Source organism: Mycolicibacterium llatzerense (assembly GCF_025331195.1).
Taxonomy (GTDB): Bacteria; Actinomycetota; Actinomycetes; order Mycobacteriales; family Mycobacteriaceae; genus Mycobacterium; species Mycobacterium llatzerense.
Window position 1 is genome coordinate 93012 of the sequence record NZ_LXOV01000012.1, and the last position, 15427, is coordinate 108438.

A 15427-nucleotide genomic window follows, 5' to 3' on the forward strand; every position below is an offset into this window, starting at 1 on the left:
TGCGCCGTGGATAGCCGTCCATCGGATGGTGGCCAGCCTCAGCCAAGGCTGCCCGCCAACAACTGCGGATTGGTCAGCGGATCGACTCCGGCAGCTCTAAGCTGACCTTGAGTTGTATGCGGGTACCGCGTGGTGACGACTTCTCGGGGAGCTGACCATGGCCGAGCCGCCGGTGATCGAGGTCCGCGAATGGGGCAGGCCGGCTCGCCGGTTGACGCTCAGCAGGCCGCTGCTGTTCGGCCGCGAGTGCGACGGCATCAACCTCGCCGACGGTGAGGTGTCCCGCCGACATCTGCGCCTGGTGCCGAGCCCGACGGCGCTGTCGGTCGTCGACCTCGGCAGCAGCAACGGCAGCACCGTGAACGGCGTGGCGCTGACCGGGCGGGGCACGTTGTCGACCGGTGACGTGATCCGGTTGGGGCGCACCGAGATCATCGTGCTGCACGCTCCCAAACCGCTGGCCGCGGATCAGCCGCCGGCCGCCGCGGTCGCCCATGATCCGACGCGGACCATGCAGATGGTGAATCTCCTCGAGGTCCCGGTCCCCGCAGCCGCGGGGGCCCCCGTACGGCCGGCGGGCCTGCGGCTGGCGGAGCGGGCGCTGGGTATCGATCCCACTGGCACCAAGGACCTGTTTCCGCCGTACACCGAACTGCCGCAAACGATTTCGCGCCGGGTGTGGCAGGCGATCCGCGTCGGCAGCGTGCTGGCGTACCTCGCGGTGGTGGTCATGATGTTCGTGCGGCCCGCGGCCGGGCTGTTCGCCTTCTTCCATGTCATCGTGCCGCTGTGGCCGGCGCTGTTCTTCATCGCACCGGGCGTGTGGCGCAACATCTGCCCGCTGTCGGCGTCGAATCAATTGCCGCGGGTGGCCGGTTTCAGCCGGGCCGCCACCGCGCCGGGGTGGTGGACGCGCAACGGGTTCCTGATCGCTGCGGCCCTCTTTTTCGGCATCGCCGGGGCACGACTGGTCGGCCTGGACCGCAACGGCCCGGCGATGGGTGCGGTGCTGGCGGTGATCATCGCCTCGGCTTTCGCCGGGGGTCTGGCGTTCAAGGGCAAGAGCGGTTGGTGCTCCAGCATCTGCCCGCTGCTGCCGCTGCAGCGCACCTACGGCCAGACGCCGTATGTCACGTCGCCGAACAGTCACTGCGAGTCCTGCGTCGGATGTGCGAAGAACTGTTACGACTTCAAACCCCGGGCGGCCTGGCAGGCCGACATGGCGGACCCCGAGCCCCGGTGGAGCGCGCCGCGCGTCCTGTTCGCAGCGGCCCTACCGGGATTCATCATCGGCTTCTTCACTGTGCATGCCCAGCATGGTGGGACGGCGACCGAAAAGTACGGTGTGCTGGCGCTTTTCGTGTTGGTGAGCGTCGGACTCTGCTACGTGCTGCAGGCCGTCACACCGCTCAGCCAGGCGATGCTGACGGCGGGTTTCGCGGCAGTGGCGATCAACGCCTACTACTGGTTCTCCGGCCCCATCCTCACCGACTCCCTACGACAGATCACCGGCGTCGACGCGCCCTGGTTGCGGTGGCCCATCACCGTGATGATCGCGGTCCTGACGCTGTGGTGGCTGGCTCGCACCCGGGTCAGCGAACTGCAGTTCGCCTATCTCACCGGTGCCCGTGCAGAACCGGTGCTGCTGAACACGCCGACGATGCCGGCCCCCGCGGCCGGCCCTGCCGCCGAAAGCGGTGCTGTGCGAGTGCGTTTCGAATCGGGATCGGACCCCGTCGGGGCCGATATCGGGATGAGTCTGCTCGATGTCGCGGAGAGCAGCGGGCAGGCGATCGAGGCGGGCTGCCGGATGGGAGTGTGCGGCGCCGACCCGGTATCGATCGTCGAAGGGATGGGTTGTCTGTCACCAGCCGAGGCAGACGAGCTCAAGACCCTGAACCGACTGGGGCTCGGCAAGTCCAGCCGAATGGCATGCTGCGCCCGGATTCAGGGCGGGGATGTGACGGTGTCGCTGACGCCCGAACGCGCCGACACCACCGCGAGCAGGCCGGTCGGCTACGACCGCTCGATCGTCAGCGTCGTGGTGATCGGCAACGGCATCGCGGGAGTGACGGCCGCGGATTTCCTGCGCCGCGGGCACCCCGACTGCGAAATCCATGTGGTGGGAGCCGAACCCCACGGTCTGTACAACCGGATGGGCATCTCGCGGCTGGTGTACGGCAGGTCCGCGATGCAAGGGCTGTACCTGCTGCCCGAGCAGTGGTACGACGAGCACGGCGTCACGGCATGGCTGAACACCTGGGCCACCGGCATCCATCTGCGGTCCCAGCTGGTGCGGTTGGGCACCGGTGAGAAGCTGCCCTACGACAGGTTGGTTCTGGCGATGGGGTCCAGTGCCGCGGTGCCCGACATCCCCGGCTTGAACCGGCCCGGCAGCGTCGTGCTGCGGTCGGCGGCCGATGCGATGCGGATCCGCTCCTACGTGCAGGAGCGTCGGGCCCGGCATGCGGTGGTGGCAGGTGGTGGCCTGCTGGGGCTGGAGGCGGCCTACTGCCTACATCAGCTCGGGCTGCGCGTGACGGTGCTGGAACGCGGGACCCGGTTGCTGAGCAAGCAGATCGACGCGCGCTGCTCGCAGCTCGTGGCCGAGCACTTCGCCAGGGCGGGAATCACCATCACGCACAAGGCGGAAACCGCGGAAGTGCGGGGCGACCCCGCCGTCACCGGGGTGCGGTTCAAGGACGGCCGGATCCTGTCGTGCGAGGTGTTCCTGGCCGCTACCGGCATCCGGCCCAACATCGAATTGGCCAGGGACGCCGGCCTTCCCGTCGGCAAAGGGGTACTGGTCGACGACCGGATGCAGACCCGGGTGCCCGGCGTCTACGCGGCCGGCGACGTGGCCGAGCACGGCGGCCGGGTGCTCGGCTTATGGCCGGTGGCCACGGAACAAGCCGAGGTAGCTGCCGTCAATGCGCTCGGCGGTGACCGGACCGTCCCGGTCGAGACGCCACCGACCATCCTCAAAGGCGTTGAATTGGAGCTATTTTCGATCGGTCCGGTGGACCCCGGCCCGGGTGACGACGTGGTGGTCATCGAGCGGCCGGCGCTGCCGTCCTATCGCCGGCTCGTGGTGTCACGCGGCCGCGCCGTCGGTGCCACGGTGCTGGGGCACCATCCGGCCGACCTCGCGGCTGTGCAGAAAGCGGTCCGCGAGCAGCGACGAGTCGGGCCGGTGGCGCTGGGGGTGCTGCGGACCGGCGCCTGGGACATCCTGTCCGACGCCGACAGGCTTGCCTACTGACCGTGGGCGGACACGTCGTACGTCAGGATCTTCTGGCCGATCCGCAGGTAGCAGCCGGGTAGCAGCTCGAAGGGCTGGTCGCCGATCTGCGTCCAGACGTGGTCTCCCGGCGCCGCGATGTGGGTGCCGGCGGCGGTTCCCGCGTCGCGGATCAACACCATGCCGCCGTTGACCGTGACATACGCGTGGACCCGGGACACCTGCGGGTCGTCGGGCAGGCTGATGGGTGTCGCCACTCCGCTGGTCACCGCGGGGTCGACCATCGGGTTGCGGCCGATGATGTACGTGCGGTCCAAGGGATACACGGCCCCGTCGTCAGCGGTCAGCGCTCCGGTGACGGGACGGGCCCGCGTGGTCGCGGGTGCTTGCGGTGGTGACTGCTGGGCAGCCGACCGCGCCCGACTCGACTGCAGTACGAAGCCGGCACCGGGCACCACCCCGGCGACCAGATCGGTCTCCGCGCAGGGCACGAATGTCGTTGTGGCGGTGCAGATCGTGATCCGGTCGAACCACGGCGCGACGATCTCGTCGACCAACGGCCGGCCGCCGGCGCTGACCCGCCGGTGACCGCCGCCCGCCTCGACGTCGGCGATCACCTCGCCGCGCACGATGATGTGCAGCCCGTCGCCTGCCGGCACGAGCGCGCCGAACGGCGGCACGGCGTCGGACTCCGGCCCGGACGCCAACGTGGCGAGCGCGTGGGGCAATGCCGGCGGCGGGGCGGTCGTGAGCACCTGGAGGAGAGGACGGGCCCTGGCGCCGTCGGCGATGTACGCCAGCACGTCACCGAATCGGGCGACCAGACCTTCGCCGCGGCCGATAGCCACGTAGTGCCGCTTCTGTTCCACCTTGTCGCCGCCTCGGTAGTGTGCCGCAGATGCTGATGATAAGTCAGCGTCCGACCCCGTGCCATGTGGCGAATGGGTAGAGTCGGCTTACCGATGGGGGTGAGCCAACATGCGTCATCGAGGAACCTATCTGCCTCCGGGGCCGCGGCTGCCGGCGGCGGCTCAGGCCGCACTCTTGCTGCGGGACTGGCCGGGTTTCGTCGCCAAATGCGAGCGGCGATACGGTGCCATGTTCACCCTGCGGATCGTCTCGTTGGGGACCTTCGTCTACTTGACCGATCCCGACCACATCAAGCAGGTGTTCGCCGGCGATCCGCACATTTTCCATGCGGGCGAGGCGAATTCGATGCTCAAGGGGCTGGTGGGCGAGCACTCGGTCCTGGTCGTCGACGACGAGGTGCACGCCGACCGGCGGCGGTTGATGCTCAAACCGTTCACGCGCGGCGCCGTCGACCGGCAGACGGGCGCGATGGCCGCCATCGCCGTGGAGTCCATCGAGAACTGGCCGGTGAGAACAGAATTCGCGGTGGCGCCGCACATGTCGGCGCTCACGCTCGAAGTGATCCTGCAGACGGTGATCGGCGCGACCGATCCGGACCGTCTCGCCGCGCTACGCACCGCGCTGCCGAAGCTCCTTGATCTGAACGGCGTTGCGGCACTGTCGATCGCACGCCCGCAGCTGTACCGCGTGTGGCCATGGACCGTCGTGAAGAAGCGGCTGGTGGCAGCAGACGCGCTGCTCTACGCCGAGATCGCCGAACGGCGGGCCGACCCGGAGCTCGCCCAGCGCACCGACGTCCTGGCGATGCTGATCCGGGCCGCCGACGAGGACGGCCGGCACATCACCGACCGCGAGCTGCGCGACCAATTGATGACGCTGTTGGCCGCCGGCCACGACACCACCGCGACCGCCCTGTCCTGGACTCTGGAACGCCTGACGCGGCACCCGGATGCGCTGGAAAAGGCCGTGGCAGCCGCCCACGCGAGTGCGGCAGGGGATCCGGCCGGCGACGAGTACCTCGACGCGATCGTGCGCGAAGTGCTGCGTATTCGCCCCGTGGTCTACGACGTCGGCCGCGTGCTGACCGAGCCGGTGGAGATCGGCGGCTACCGGCTGCCCAAGGGCGTCATGGTCGTGCCGGGCGTCGGTCTGGTGCATGCCAGCGCCGCGCAATACGTCGACCCCGAGCGCTTCGACCCGGACCGGATGGTCGGCACCGTCCCCGGCCCGACCACGTGGCTGCCGTTCGGCGGCGGCAACCGGCGCTGTCTCGGCGCGACGTTCGCGCTGGTCGAGATGCGCGTCGTGCTGCGGGAGGTGCTGCGCCGCACCGAGCTGGAAATCACCGCCGCGGCCGGCGAGGGCCAGCGGCTCAAGCACGTCACGCTGATCCCCGACCAGGGCGCCCGCATCACCGTTCGCGCACGTCATCAGCTTCCGGTGGCGGCCGAGACCGCGCAGCCGAGGTGCCCGGTAGCCCCGCGCTGACAGCTGGCCGCAGGTGGCGTCTTACGGCTAGCTGCTAGCGGGAAGTGGTGCCTGCAGGAGCGACAAACGTGCAGGTCAGACAGGACGATGGAAGCACTCCGGAACACCGGCCATCGACCTGAAAGCGAGCACCGAGATGAAGCTCACCGCCAAGCACTTTGCCCCCTGGTTGGCCGCCGTCGCCGCTGTCGGGGCCGTCACCCCGGCACCCGTCGCCGGCGCGGACACCGACCACGACGAGGCCAACCAGACCGCCGGCGCGCTGGATCAGCCTTTCTGATCGCGCGCCCGCCGACCGGCCCGGCTCCACATACCCAGTGTTTCTCGAGGGGTGACACTGGCAGGGAGCCGGGTCGATTCGTCTGTGCGGTGCTGTGCGGTCAGCCGATGAGGGCGCGGATCGCGTCACCCGACAGATCGAGTTTCGGCAGAAATCTCGGGGGCGCGTCGGCGGTCGTGAGATCCGCGACGGGCAGTTCGGTGAACGTCGAGGTCAGAATGGCCATGACGTCGGCGGTGCCGGAGTGGGAGTTCAGTTGAGCGACCAGGTCGAATCCGTTTTCCTCGCCGAGGTTCACATCCACCAGCGCGACGTCGGGTCGGAGGCGTTCGACGGTGTGCATCCCGTCCGAGATCGACTGCGCGGTACCGACGACCTCGATGTCGCCCTGCTGCAGGAGCGCCGTTGCAGCGGCCAGGTAGTCGGCGTTGTCGTCGACGATGACGCATCGCAGGGATTGGCGGTTCGTCATGTATTGCATTGTCGCGCAGGGATGCTGGTTGGGCATTCCTGCTAGCCGGTATCTGTGCCGGCGGACAGCGGCTCGTCCGCCAGCGGCATCTCCGCGACCATGGTGGTGCCGGCGCCCGCGGTGCTGGTCAGGCGCAACTTGCCGCCGAGCGCGGCCACCCGGTCCTCGAGGCCGAGCAATCCACTGCCGGCATCGAGGGACGCCCCGCCGACTCCGTCGTCAGCGACCGAGATACGCAGCGATGTGGCGTCGGTATCGACGTTCACGGTGACCACGGACGCCTGGGCGTGCTTGGCGGCATTGGTGAGGGCCTCGGCGACGGTGTAGTAGGCGGCGATCTCAACGGCTTGCGGCAGCCGCACCGGGACGTCGACGTGCACCTCGACCGGCAACGGCGCCCGGCGGCCGAGGTCGCGCAGAGCCGGACGCAGCCCGCCGCGGGACAGGATCGCGGGATGCACCCCGTGCGCGAGCTCGCGCAGCTCGTCGCTGGCGGTACGCAGCCCGTCACCGATGCCCGCGATACGGGACTGGAGTTCGGCGGGGTCCTGCGGGATCGCCATCTGCAGGGTGCGAACCTGCAGCGCCAGCGTGACGAGCCGCTGCTGGGCACCGTCGTGCAGGTCGCGTTCGATGCCGCGGCGGGCGTTGTCGGAGGCGGTGACGATGCGGGCGCGGGACGCGACGAGCTCGGCGCGCGCATGGGCGTTGGCGATGGCCGTGGCGATGAGTTCGGCGAAATCCGTCAGACAGGCTTCGGTGTCGGCGGGCAGGGCATCCGGACCGGACGTGCCGACAATCATTGCGCCCCACAGTTGTCCGTCGACCGTGATGGGTACGCCGACGCACGCGTGCAGGCCGAGGTCGCGGACGAGCGCCGCCGTCGAACCGTCGGCGTGGGTGTCCATCCGCGCGGGGCGACCCGTCGTCCGGACCATCGCGATGACGTCGTCGCCGTCGAGGGGAAAGGTGGTCCCGACGGAGACCGTCGTGAGGCCCGGCTCGTCGTGTGCGGCAACAAGAGTCGCGGTGCCGCCGGGCTCGTAGCGGACCAGCCCGGCGTTGCGCACGTGCAGCACCGCGGCGACTTCGTCGGCCACGCTCGACAGGACGTCGGCCGGTGATCTGCCTTCGGCGATCTGGGTCGCGACACGTCGCAGCGCACCCTGCTGGTCGGCGAGTTCGCTCACCCGCTCGGTGGCCTCGGTGGCGATCTGCCAGCTCTGGTGCGCGTCGCGGGCACGGGTACGCAGTTGCCAGCCAAGGACATTCGCGATTCCGGCGATCGGCAGGAACACGGAGAGGGTGAGGACATCGATCGGCTTGAGGGGCAGCAGCGGGCCGCCGTCCAGATGCACCTGCAGGTAGGCGATGGCGCTGGCGACGGTGGTCAGTACGGACAGGCCCAGGCCCCAGCCCGCGCTCATCACCAGCACCCCGAACATGAAGACGATGGCATAGGTGCTGTGCGGCGGGGGATCGCGCAGCAGCCGCACCACCCCGACCTCGGCGGCGATCAGGCCGGCGGCGACGAGCAGCCCGACGTACCACGGCGGGGTGGAGACAGCCGGATTCCATCGTGCCGGATTCATTCGCCGCCTCCCGCCTGGTCGCCTGATCTCGTCACCGACCCTAACCGCGGTCAGGGCGGCGCCGACGGCGACTGGACCGAAGCGTCAGAACGACTGATCGATGTGGCCGGCCGGGGCATTCGAGTTGTGCTCGCCGTTCTGATACTGGCTGTAGGTATCGGTGCCATTGGGGACTGTCGGGTTGGTGTCTGCGGCGGCGACAGGTGCCACCACAAGTGCCCCGCCGACCGCGGCGATGGACAACCACACGGTGACGCGCTTCAGGGTGTTCTTCATGATCGGTGCTCGCTTTCGGATCGGACGGGTGGGTTCGGGATCAGGTCAGTGGTTGTCAGTGGTTGCGGAACAGCAGGAAGCCGTAGTCGCCGCCGAACGGCTGCTGCAGCTGCCCGGCCTCCTGGGCGGCCGGGCCCGGGGTCGCCACGATCTGGGCGTTCCCGTTGCTCTGCGTGACGGTGGCATCGGTGGGCAGGGTGGCGGCGGCCGCGGTCGGCGCGACGACGATGGCCAGGGCCGCGGCTGCCGTCGCGGCCAGCGGGATGATCCGGGTGCGGTTGATATGCATTGTCCTCTACCAGCTTTCGGTGTTCTGATGACTTCGGTTGGCCGTGTCCGGCTGTCCTTTACATTGCTCCGGAACGTCGCCGGTGTCGTCCTGGCCAGCGCCCAAATGGGGGGTAGGGCTAGCTGCAATAGGAGCCCCCTGTCAGCGGGTCGGGGGCTGATTCACAGGACTGTCCGCGATGGGGCGCGGTGGACAGGCAAGATGAATGCAATGAGCGGCACGTCCGGCGTCTGACGGCACGGCGGCTATGGGGTCGAGACGAACAGGACATACGTGGACGCAGTAGGCGCTAACGAGGGGACGCGTGTCGTCATCGCCGACGACGACGTGCTGCTTCGGGAAGGTGTGGCGAGTCTGCTGACCGGCGCTGGTTTCAGCGTCGTCGGGCAGGCCGGTGACAGCGGTGAACTGCTCACCTTGGTCCGGGCGACCGTCCCTGACCTGGTGGTGACGGATATCCGGATGCCGCCGACGCACACGACCGAGGGCCTGGACGCCGCCAAGGTGATCCGCGGCGAGCTACCGAACGTGGCGATCGTGGTGCTGTCGGCGCACGTCGACGTCGAGCATGCGATGGAACTGCTCGGCGGCGGCCAGCGCATCGGTTACCTGCTCAAGAGCCGCGTCATCGATGTGAGCGACTTCCTCGAGACGCTGCACCGCATCACGGGCGGCGCTTCGGTGGTGGACCCCGCCCTCGTGCAGGAACTGTTCGCGGCGCAGCGACGTGAAGACCCGCTGGCCGTGTTGACCGAACGTGAGCACGAGGTGCTGGCCCTGATGGCGGAGGGCCGGTCGAACGCCGGTATCGCTCATCAGCTCTGGGTGACCGAAGGCACCGTCGAGAAGCACGTGCGCAGCATTCTCAGCAAGTTGAACCTGCCCGACACGGGTGAGGATCACCGCCGGGTGCTGGCGGTCATCACCTTCCTGGATTCGCGCTGAACCGCAGGCCGCCCAGCGCCCACACGGTCACGTAGGCCAACCCGAAGAACGCGGCGACCGCCAGCCCGACCCCGGTGGATTGCACGTAGGACAGCGGCGAGCGCACCCACTCGAACGTGGCCGCCACGACAGCGTGCGGCCGGGTGACCAGGTCCCAGGAATTCCACCGCTGAAACCGGCCGATGACCACGCCGATCGCACACAGACCGACGGACACCACCACGGTCAGCCAACCCCAGATCGGACGGAATTCGCGATCGATGCGCTTGTGCACCAGTAACAGCGACACGGTGCCCAGCAAGATGCCGGTCCACGCGGCGAACCCGTATTGCAGGACGTGGCGCCACAGCTCGTCCTGCTCGCCCAGATGCACCAGGTCGGTGACGAGATACGGCGCGTTCGGCAGGAACGCCAGCCAGCCCAGCCCCAGCGGAAGCAGCCACCGGCGCCGGGATACCGCGGCGAAGGCGCCGGCGAAGAGCATCGGAATCCAGGCCAGGAACATGTTCCAGACCAGGAACCACGTCGGGTAGGACAGCGGCGCTGCCGGATCGGTGATCCCGAGAACCAGTGTCAGGGCGGTCGTGGCGAGCAGAGCGGCGACCAGCAGGTACCCGCGGAAATCGATCACCTGACCAGTGTGCCTGCAATTTTGTCGGCGCTTCGTGGGTTGAGGTTTAGTCGCGCCGGTTGCGGGTATGCCAATGGCAGCGGGCAGTACGCGTGCCCCAGTTGACCGAGCGATGCCACGGAGGGGAGTAGTCCTTGACGGACTCGAGGTACAACTCAATACGGCGGATTCGGCGCCTCGCGGCGATCGGCGCGGGCGCGAACATCGTGGTGGTCCCACTGTGTGAGCGCTGCGCGAACACACTCGCCAATCGGGCGGTGGCACAGACATTTTGACGACGTTGGTCGGCTACCGCGCAACGCGGTAGCCGACCAACTGGAATCGGCGCTACGAAATCGATTGGAAATCAACGAAAAACTCCAGATGACGCTGCCGGAGTACGGCTTGTGCGCCCGGTGCTTTCGTGGCCGTCAATCAGATCGCTGCAGGCTCGGCGAGCAAACACAGTGCAGCAGAGCATATTTGACCGATCCTTACGTCGACGGTGATCATCGGGTACGGTGAAATCGGAGACGTCCACCAAGGGAGCTGACTTTCCACCATGTGCGGCATTGCCGGCGAAATCGCCTGGGGCCGTGGTGCTGATCTGGCGGCAGTTGCCGCCATGACCGACCGTTTGGCATCGCGGGGCCCGGACAGTAGCGGACTGTGGGTGCGGGACGGGGTGGCACTCGGCCACCGGCGCCTGGCCATCATCGATCTGTCCAGTCACGGACATCAACCCATGCACGATCCGGAGCTCGGCCTCACCGTCGTGTTCAACGGGTGCATCTACAACTATCCCCAACTGCGCCAGGAACTTTCGGGCAAGGGGTACCGCTTCTTCTCGCACAGTGACACCGAGGTGGTGCTGAAGGGATATCAGGAGTGGGGTGAGCGGGTCGTCGAGCACCTCTACGGGATGTTCGCGTTCGCCGTCGCGGAGATCGAGTCGGGCCGGGTGCTGCTGGCGCGCGACCGCCTCGGGGTCAAACCCCTGTACTGGTGTGAGGCGGCCGGGGGAGCGCTGCGTTTCGCGTCGTCCCTGCCTGCCCTGGTGGCTGCAGGCGGAGTCGATACCGAACTCGATCCCGTTGCGCTGCAACACTATCTGAGCTTCCACTCGGTTGTGCCGGCGCCGCGCACCATCCTGCGTGGTGTGCAGAAGCTGCCGCCGGGCACCATCATGCGCATCGAACCCGATGGGAAGCGCACTGAAACGACCTACTGGGAACCCATTTTCGAGCGGTCGCTCGAGCGGGCCGACTGGACCGCGGACGACTGGCGGGACGCCGTGTTGGCGTCACTTCGCACCGCGGTAGAACGCCGGCTGGTCGCCGACGTGCCGGTGGGTTGCCTGTTGTCCGGCGGCCTGGATTCCAGCCTGATCGTCGGTCTGCTCGCCGAGGCCGGCCAACACGGGCTGGCCACGTTCTCCATCGGATTCGAAGCCGCAGGCGGCGAGGAAGGCGACGAGTTCAAGTACTCCGACGTCATCGCCCGCCAATTCGACACCGACCACCACCAGATTCGCGTCGACTCGTCACGCATGCTGCCCGCCCTCTCCGGTGCGATCGACGCCATGAGCGAGCCGATGATGAGCCACGACTGCGTGGCGTTCTACCTGCTGTCGCAGGAAGTGAGCCAGCACGTGAAGGTCGTGCAGTCCGGGCAGGGCGCCGACGAGATCTTCGCCGGCTATCACTGGTACCCGCCGATGGCGAGCGCGGCCGACAACGATCCAGCTGACGCGTTGCGTCGCTACCGCAGCGCATTCTTCGACCGCAGTCATGAGGCGGTCAACCGGCTGCTGCAGCCGCAGTGGCAACTCGAGCACGATTCCGCGGCGGCGTTCGTCCTGCAGAATTTCACCCACCCGGGCGCGGCCACCGCCACCGACCGGGCGCTGCGGCTGGACACCACCGTCATGCTCGTCGACGACCCGGTCAAGCGGGTCGACAACATGACCATGGCCTGGGGCCTGGAAGGCCGCGTGCCGTTCCTCGACCACGAGCTCGTCGAGCTGGCGGCGGCCTGCCCGCCGGAGTTCAAGACCGCGCAGGGCGGCAAGGGCGTGCTGAAAGAGGCTGCGCGCAAGGTCATTCCGGCCGAGGTCATCGACCGCCCCAAAGGCTATTTCCCGGTGCCCGCGCTCAAGCACCTGGCCGGGCCGTACCTGGACCTCGTGCGTGACGCGCTGCACAGCCGGGCCGCGCGCGACCGGGGTCTGTTCGCCCCCGGCGTGGTCACCGAGATGTTCGCCGATCCCAACGGCAATCTCACGCCGCTGCGCGGGAATCCGTTGTGGCAGATCGGTTTGCTGGAATTGTGGCTCGCCACACACGTCGACGGAGTGGGCCGATGATGACAACGCACACCGGCGACATGGCCGAGGGTGTCATACAGGACATGGGTTGGGGGCGGCTGGTTTTCGGTCAGACCTTCCACGACCCTGACGAGTTCGGTACGGCCCTGCGGGAGGAGGGCAGTGGCCGTCGTGACATCGGTATGTATCTCGACGCACCCCATGTCTTCGTGGCGCTGCACGCCCACGAATTCTTCATCGACCCGAGTTTCACGTACCGGCTCGACCTGACCAAGCCGATGCAGTTCCGGCCACCCGATGTGCCGGGATTGTCGGTCCGCCAGGTGAATTCGATCGACGACTGTGTCGCGATCAACCACATCTACGTGCGGTGTCACATGGTGCCGGCCGACAGCGACCTGATGTGGACCAACAGCCAGTCCGCGCCGCAGGTGGTGTACCTGGTCGCGGTCGACGACCAGACCGGTCAGGTTGTCGGCACGGTGACCGGTATCGATCACAGCCAGCTGTTCGGCGATGAGGAGAACGGCTCCAGCCTGTGGTGCCTGGCCGTCGAGCCGACCGCCACCCGGCCCGGCACCGGCGGCCTGCTGGTGCGCTCGCTGATCGAGGAGTTCATCCGGCGGGGACGGGCCCAGATGGATCTGTCGGTGCTGCACAACAACGACGGTGCGATCGCGCTGTACGAGCGCATCGGTTTCACGCGGGTGCCCGCCGCGCTCGGAATCAAACGCAAGAACGCGATCAACGAGCCTCTGTTCGCTCCGGTGAAGCCGGAAGAGCAACTGGCACACCTGAACCCGTATGCGCGCATCATCGCCGACGAGGCGATCCTACGGGGCATCGCGGTGGACGTGCTCGATGCGCAGGGCGGCTACCTGCGGCTCACCCACGGCGGCACCAGCGTCGTCACCCGTGAGTCGCTGTCCGAGCTGACCAGCGCCGTGGCGATGAGCCGGTGTGACGACAAGCGCGTCGCGCGGTCGGTCGTCGCGGATGCGGGTATCCGCGTACCGGAAGGCTGCACAGCGACTTTCACCGACGAAGACTGCCGCTTCCTGGAGAAGGTGGGGTCCGCCGTCGTCAAACCGGCCCGCGGCGAACAGGGCGCGGGCATCACCGTCGGGGTCACCGGAGCCGACGACCTGAACCGCGCCATCGGCCTCGCCATGCAGCACTGCCCCGATGTTCTCATCGAAGAGCGTTGCGAGGGTGAGGATTTGCGTGTCGTCGTCATCGACGGCAAGGTGATCGCCGCGGCCATCCGCCGGCCACCCGAGGTGATCGGCACCGGTACGCACACCATCCGCCAGCTGATCGAAGCGCAGAGCCGGCGCCGCTCGGTGGCCACGCACGGGGAATCGGTGATCCCGTTGGACACCATCACCGACGACACCGTGCACAAGGAAGGCTGGCAGCTGGAGGATGTGCTGCCCGCGAACGAACGACTGGTTGTGCGCCACACGGCGAACCTGCACACCGGCGGGACCATTCATGACGTCACCGACGATCTCAACCCCATGCTGGCGAAAGTGGCGGTGGACGCGGCGGAGGCCATCGAGATTCCGGTGACCGGAATCGATCTGATCGTGCCGACGGTGCGGGGCGAGGAGTACGTGTTCATCGAAGCGAACGAGCGACCGGGCCTGGCCAATCACGAGCCCCGCCCGACCGCGCAGGCATTCATCGATCTGCTGTTCCCGCGTACCGCGGCCACGCCGTGGGCCTGGCATCCCGACCCGATCGAGCAGCGCTGATGGCTGAGTTCGACGACGTCGTAGGCACCCGGATGTCGGTGGACGACCGGGGCTGGATGGTCGACACGCTCTTGGCGCTGCTGCAGACGCCGAGCCCGTCGGGACGTACCGACGCGGTGATGCAGCTGATCGGCCAGATCCTGACCAAACTCGGAGTGCCGTTCACGCTGACCCGCCGCGGCGCGCTCATCGCCGAACTGCCGGGACGGTCGCAGACCACCGACCGCGCCATCGTGGTGCACTCGGACACCATCGGCTGCATGGTGCGCGAACTCAAGGACAACGGCCGGCTGGCGCTCGTGCCGGTCGGCACCTTCTCGGCACGTTTCGCCACCGGTGCCCGGGTCCGGATCCTGCCCGACGACGCCGACCGGTTCTTCACCGGAACAGTGATGCCGCTCAAGGCAAGTGGTCATGCGTTCGGTGACGAGATCGACACCCAGCCGACCAGTTGGGACGACGTCGAAGTCCGGGTCGATCGCAATGTGACATCGCGCGCGGACCTCGAGCAGTTGGGCTTGAATGTCGGGGACTTCGTCGCACTGGTGGCCAGCCCGGAGCTGACCGAAGACGGCTTCGTCGTCTCCCGGCACCTCGACGGCAAGGCCGGCGTGGCCATTGCCCTGACGCTGGCCAAGGTCATCGCCGAGCGCAACATCGTGCTGCCGCATCGGACGACGCTCATGGTGACCATCACCGAGGAAGTCGGCCACGGTGCCAGCCACGGGCTGCCACCCGACGTAGCGGAACTGGTGTCCGTCGACAACGCGGTGTGCGCGCCCGGCCAGCAGTCGCTCGAACATGGCGTCACCATTCCGATGGCCGACATGCACGGACCGTTCGACTACTACCTGACCCGCAAGTTGTGCCGGTTGGCCCAGGAGAAGGGAATCACCTACGCCCGCGACATCTTTCGGTACTACCGGTCGGATGTCGCGGCCGCCATCGAGGCCGGCGCCGCCACGCGCGCGGCGCTCGTGGGATTCGGGCTCGACGGCAGTCACGGCTGGGAACGCACCCATCTCGATTCGCTCGAAGCCACGTACCTGCTGCTGTACGGCTGGCTCCAGACGCCATTGACGTTCGAGATGTGGGACGCACAGCCGTTCGGCGACCTGGAAGATTTTCCCGCCGAACAGGCCGTGGCCAGCGAGCAATGGGTGCCGCTGTCGCGCGGCGACTTCGCGGACCCCGGGACGGCGTCACAAGGGCATCACTGGCCACCCGAGGACGGCAGCGGGGACGGGTAGCCGGCGTTTACTTCGGCGCGGACCGGGCAGT

13 protein-coding genes are annotated in these 15427 nt (G+C 68.0%); 7 read left to right on the forward strand and 6 right to left on the reverse strand.

Features of this window, described 5'->3' with window-relative positions; translation table 11 throughout:
- Positions 1 to 157 precede the first annotated feature (157 nt).
- Positions 158 to 3262, forward strand: coding sequence for an FAD-dependent oxidoreductase (locus tag A7G45_RS15335; RefSeq protein WP_260938453.1), 3105 nt, complete (start codon positions 158 to 160; stop codon positions 3260 to 3262).
- On the opposite strand, the gene A7G45_RS32530 is transcribed toward A7G45_RS15335, so the two are convergent.
- Complete coding sequence (locus A7G45_RS32530) at positions 3256 to 4110, reverse strand: FHA domain-containing protein (RefSeq protein ID WP_260938454.1); 855 nt, start codon at positions 4108 to 4110, stop codon at positions 3256 to 3258. The genes A7G45_RS15335 and A7G45_RS32530 overlap by 7 nt on opposite strands.
- Before the next feature lie 109 nt (positions 4111 to 4219).
- Here A7G45_RS32530 and A7G45_RS15345 point away from each other — a divergent pair, with 109 nt between their 5' ends.
- Positions 4220 to 5599, forward strand: a complete 1380-nt coding sequence (locus A7G45_RS15345) for a cytochrome P450 (protein ID WP_260938455.1) — start codon at positions 4220 to 4222, stop codon at positions 5597 to 5599.
- 136 nt (positions 5600 to 5735) lie between these two features.
- Positions 5736 to 5879 (forward strand): hypothetical protein, encoded by a 144-nt coding sequence (locus tag A7G45_RS15350; RefSeq protein ID WP_260938456.1) that lies wholly within the window; start codon positions 5736 to 5738, stop codon positions 5877 to 5879.
- Between the two features lie 100 nt (positions 5880 to 5979).
- Here A7G45_RS15350 and A7G45_RS15355 read toward each other — a convergent pair whose 3' ends face one another.
- The 4 genes from A7G45_RS15355 to A7G45_RS15370 all read right to left on the reverse strand — a co-directional run bounded on the left by A7G45_RS15355 (position 5980) and on the right by A7G45_RS15370 (position 8508).
- Positions 5980 to 6351 carry a LytR/AlgR family response regulator transcription factor gene (locus tag A7G45_RS15355; RefSeq protein WP_052506392.1) on the reverse strand — a complete coding sequence of 124 codons (372 nt, stop codon included), beginning with the start codon at positions 6349 to 6351 and terminating at the stop codon, positions 5980 to 5982.
- A 41-nt stretch (positions 6352 to 6392) separates the two neighbouring features.
- Positions 6393 to 7943 (reverse strand): GAF domain-containing sensor histidine kinase, encoded by a 1551-nt coding sequence (locus A7G45_RS15360; protein WP_260938457.1) that lies wholly within the window; start codon positions 7941 to 7943, stop codon positions 6393 to 6395.
- Positions 7944 to 8027: 84 nt separating this feature from the next.
- Positions 8028 to 8219 (reverse strand): hypothetical protein, encoded by a 192-nt coding sequence (locus A7G45_RS15365; RefSeq protein WP_043400709.1) that lies wholly within the window; start codon positions 8217 to 8219, stop codon positions 8028 to 8030.
- Between the two features lie 55 nt (positions 8220 to 8274).
- On the reverse strand, positions 8275 to 8508 hold the full coding sequence (locus A7G45_RS15370) for a hypothetical protein (RefSeq protein WP_260938458.1): 234 nt from the start codon (positions 8506 to 8508) through the stop codon (positions 8275 to 8277).
- A gap of 273 nt (positions 8509 to 8781) precedes the next feature.
- Between A7G45_RS15370 and A7G45_RS15375 the strand changes: the two genes are divergently transcribed.
- Positions 8782 to 9453 carry a response regulator gene (locus A7G45_RS15375; RefSeq protein ID WP_260938459.1) on the forward strand — a complete coding sequence of 224 codons (672 nt, stop codon included), beginning with the start codon at positions 8782 to 8784 and terminating at the stop codon, positions 9451 to 9453.
- Here the strand turns inward: A7G45_RS15375 and A7G45_RS15380 are convergent.
- Positions 9431 to 10084 carry a DUF1361 domain-containing protein gene (locus A7G45_RS15380; protein WP_260938460.1) on the reverse strand — a complete coding sequence of 218 codons (654 nt, stop codon included), beginning with the start codon at positions 10082 to 10084 and terminating at the stop codon, positions 9431 to 9433. The two genes, A7G45_RS15375 and A7G45_RS15380, sit on opposite strands and share 23 nt — an antisense overlap.
- Before the next feature lie 541 nt (positions 10085 to 10625).
- Between A7G45_RS15380 and A7G45_RS15385 the strand changes: the two genes are divergently transcribed.
- From A7G45_RS15385 to A7G45_RS15395, 3 genes are read left to right on the forward strand one after another with little or no spacing between them, the layout of a single operon-like run.
- The gene (locus tag A7G45_RS15385) at positions 10626 to 12428 is read left to right on the forward strand and encodes an N-acetylglutaminylglutamine amidotransferase (RefSeq protein ID WP_260938461.1); all 1803 of its coding nucleotides are present in this window, start codon (positions 10626 to 10628) and stop codon (positions 12426 to 12428) included.
- Positions 12428 to 14146, forward strand: a complete 1719-nt coding sequence (ngg, locus tag A7G45_RS15390; RefSeq protein WP_260938462.1) for an N-acetylglutaminylglutamine synthetase — start codon at positions 12428 to 12430, stop codon at positions 14144 to 14146. Before A7G45_RS15385 ends, ngg begins: the two co-directional genes overlap by 1 nt.
- Entirely contained in the window at positions 14146 to 15396 is a 1251-nt protein-coding gene (locus A7G45_RS15395; RefSeq protein ID WP_231575675.1) for an osmoprotectant NAGGN system M42 family peptidase, read from the forward strand. Before ngg ends, A7G45_RS15395 begins: the two co-directional genes overlap by 1 nt.
- Positions 15397 to 15427 lie beyond the last annotated feature (31 nt).

Coding starts and splice junctions, on each gene's coding strand:
- A7G45_RS15335 (WP_260938453.1), top strand. CDS start 158: ATGGCCGAGCCGCCGGTGATCGAGGTCCGCGAATGGGGCAGGCCGGCT.
- A7G45_RS15345 (WP_260938455.1), top strand. CDS start 4,220: ATGCGTCATCGAGGAACCTATCTGCCTCCGGGGCCGCGGCTGCCGGCG.
- A7G45_RS15350 (WP_260938456.1), top strand. CDS start 5,736: ATGAAGCTCACCGCCAAGCACTTTGCCCCCTGGTTGGCCGCCGTCGCC.
- A7G45_RS15355 (WP_052506392.1), bottom strand. CDS start 6,351: ATGACGAACCGCCAATCCCTGCGATGCGTCATCGTCGACGACAACGCC.
- A7G45_RS15360 (WP_260938457.1), bottom strand. CDS start 7,943: ATGAATCCGGCACGATGGAATCCGGCTGTCTCCACCCCGCCGTGGTAC.
- A7G45_RS15365 (WP_043400709.1), bottom strand. CDS start 8,219: ATGAAGAACACCCTGAAGCGCGTCACCGTGTGGTTGTCCATCGCCGCG.
- A7G45_RS15370 (WP_260938458.1), bottom strand. CDS start 8,508: ATGCATATCAACCGCACCCGGATCATCCCGCTGGCCGCGACGGCAGCC.
- A7G45_RS15385 (WP_260938461.1), top strand. CDS start 10,626: ATGTGCGGCATTGCCGGCGAAATCGCCTGGGGCCGTGGTGCTGATCTG.
- ngg (WP_260938462.1), top strand. CDS start 12,428: ATGACAACGCACACCGGCGACATGGCCGAGGGTGTCATACAGGACATG.
- A7G45_RS15395 (WP_231575675.1), top strand. CDS start 14,146: ATGGCTGAGTTCGACGACGTCGTAGGCACCCGGATGTCGGTGGACGAC.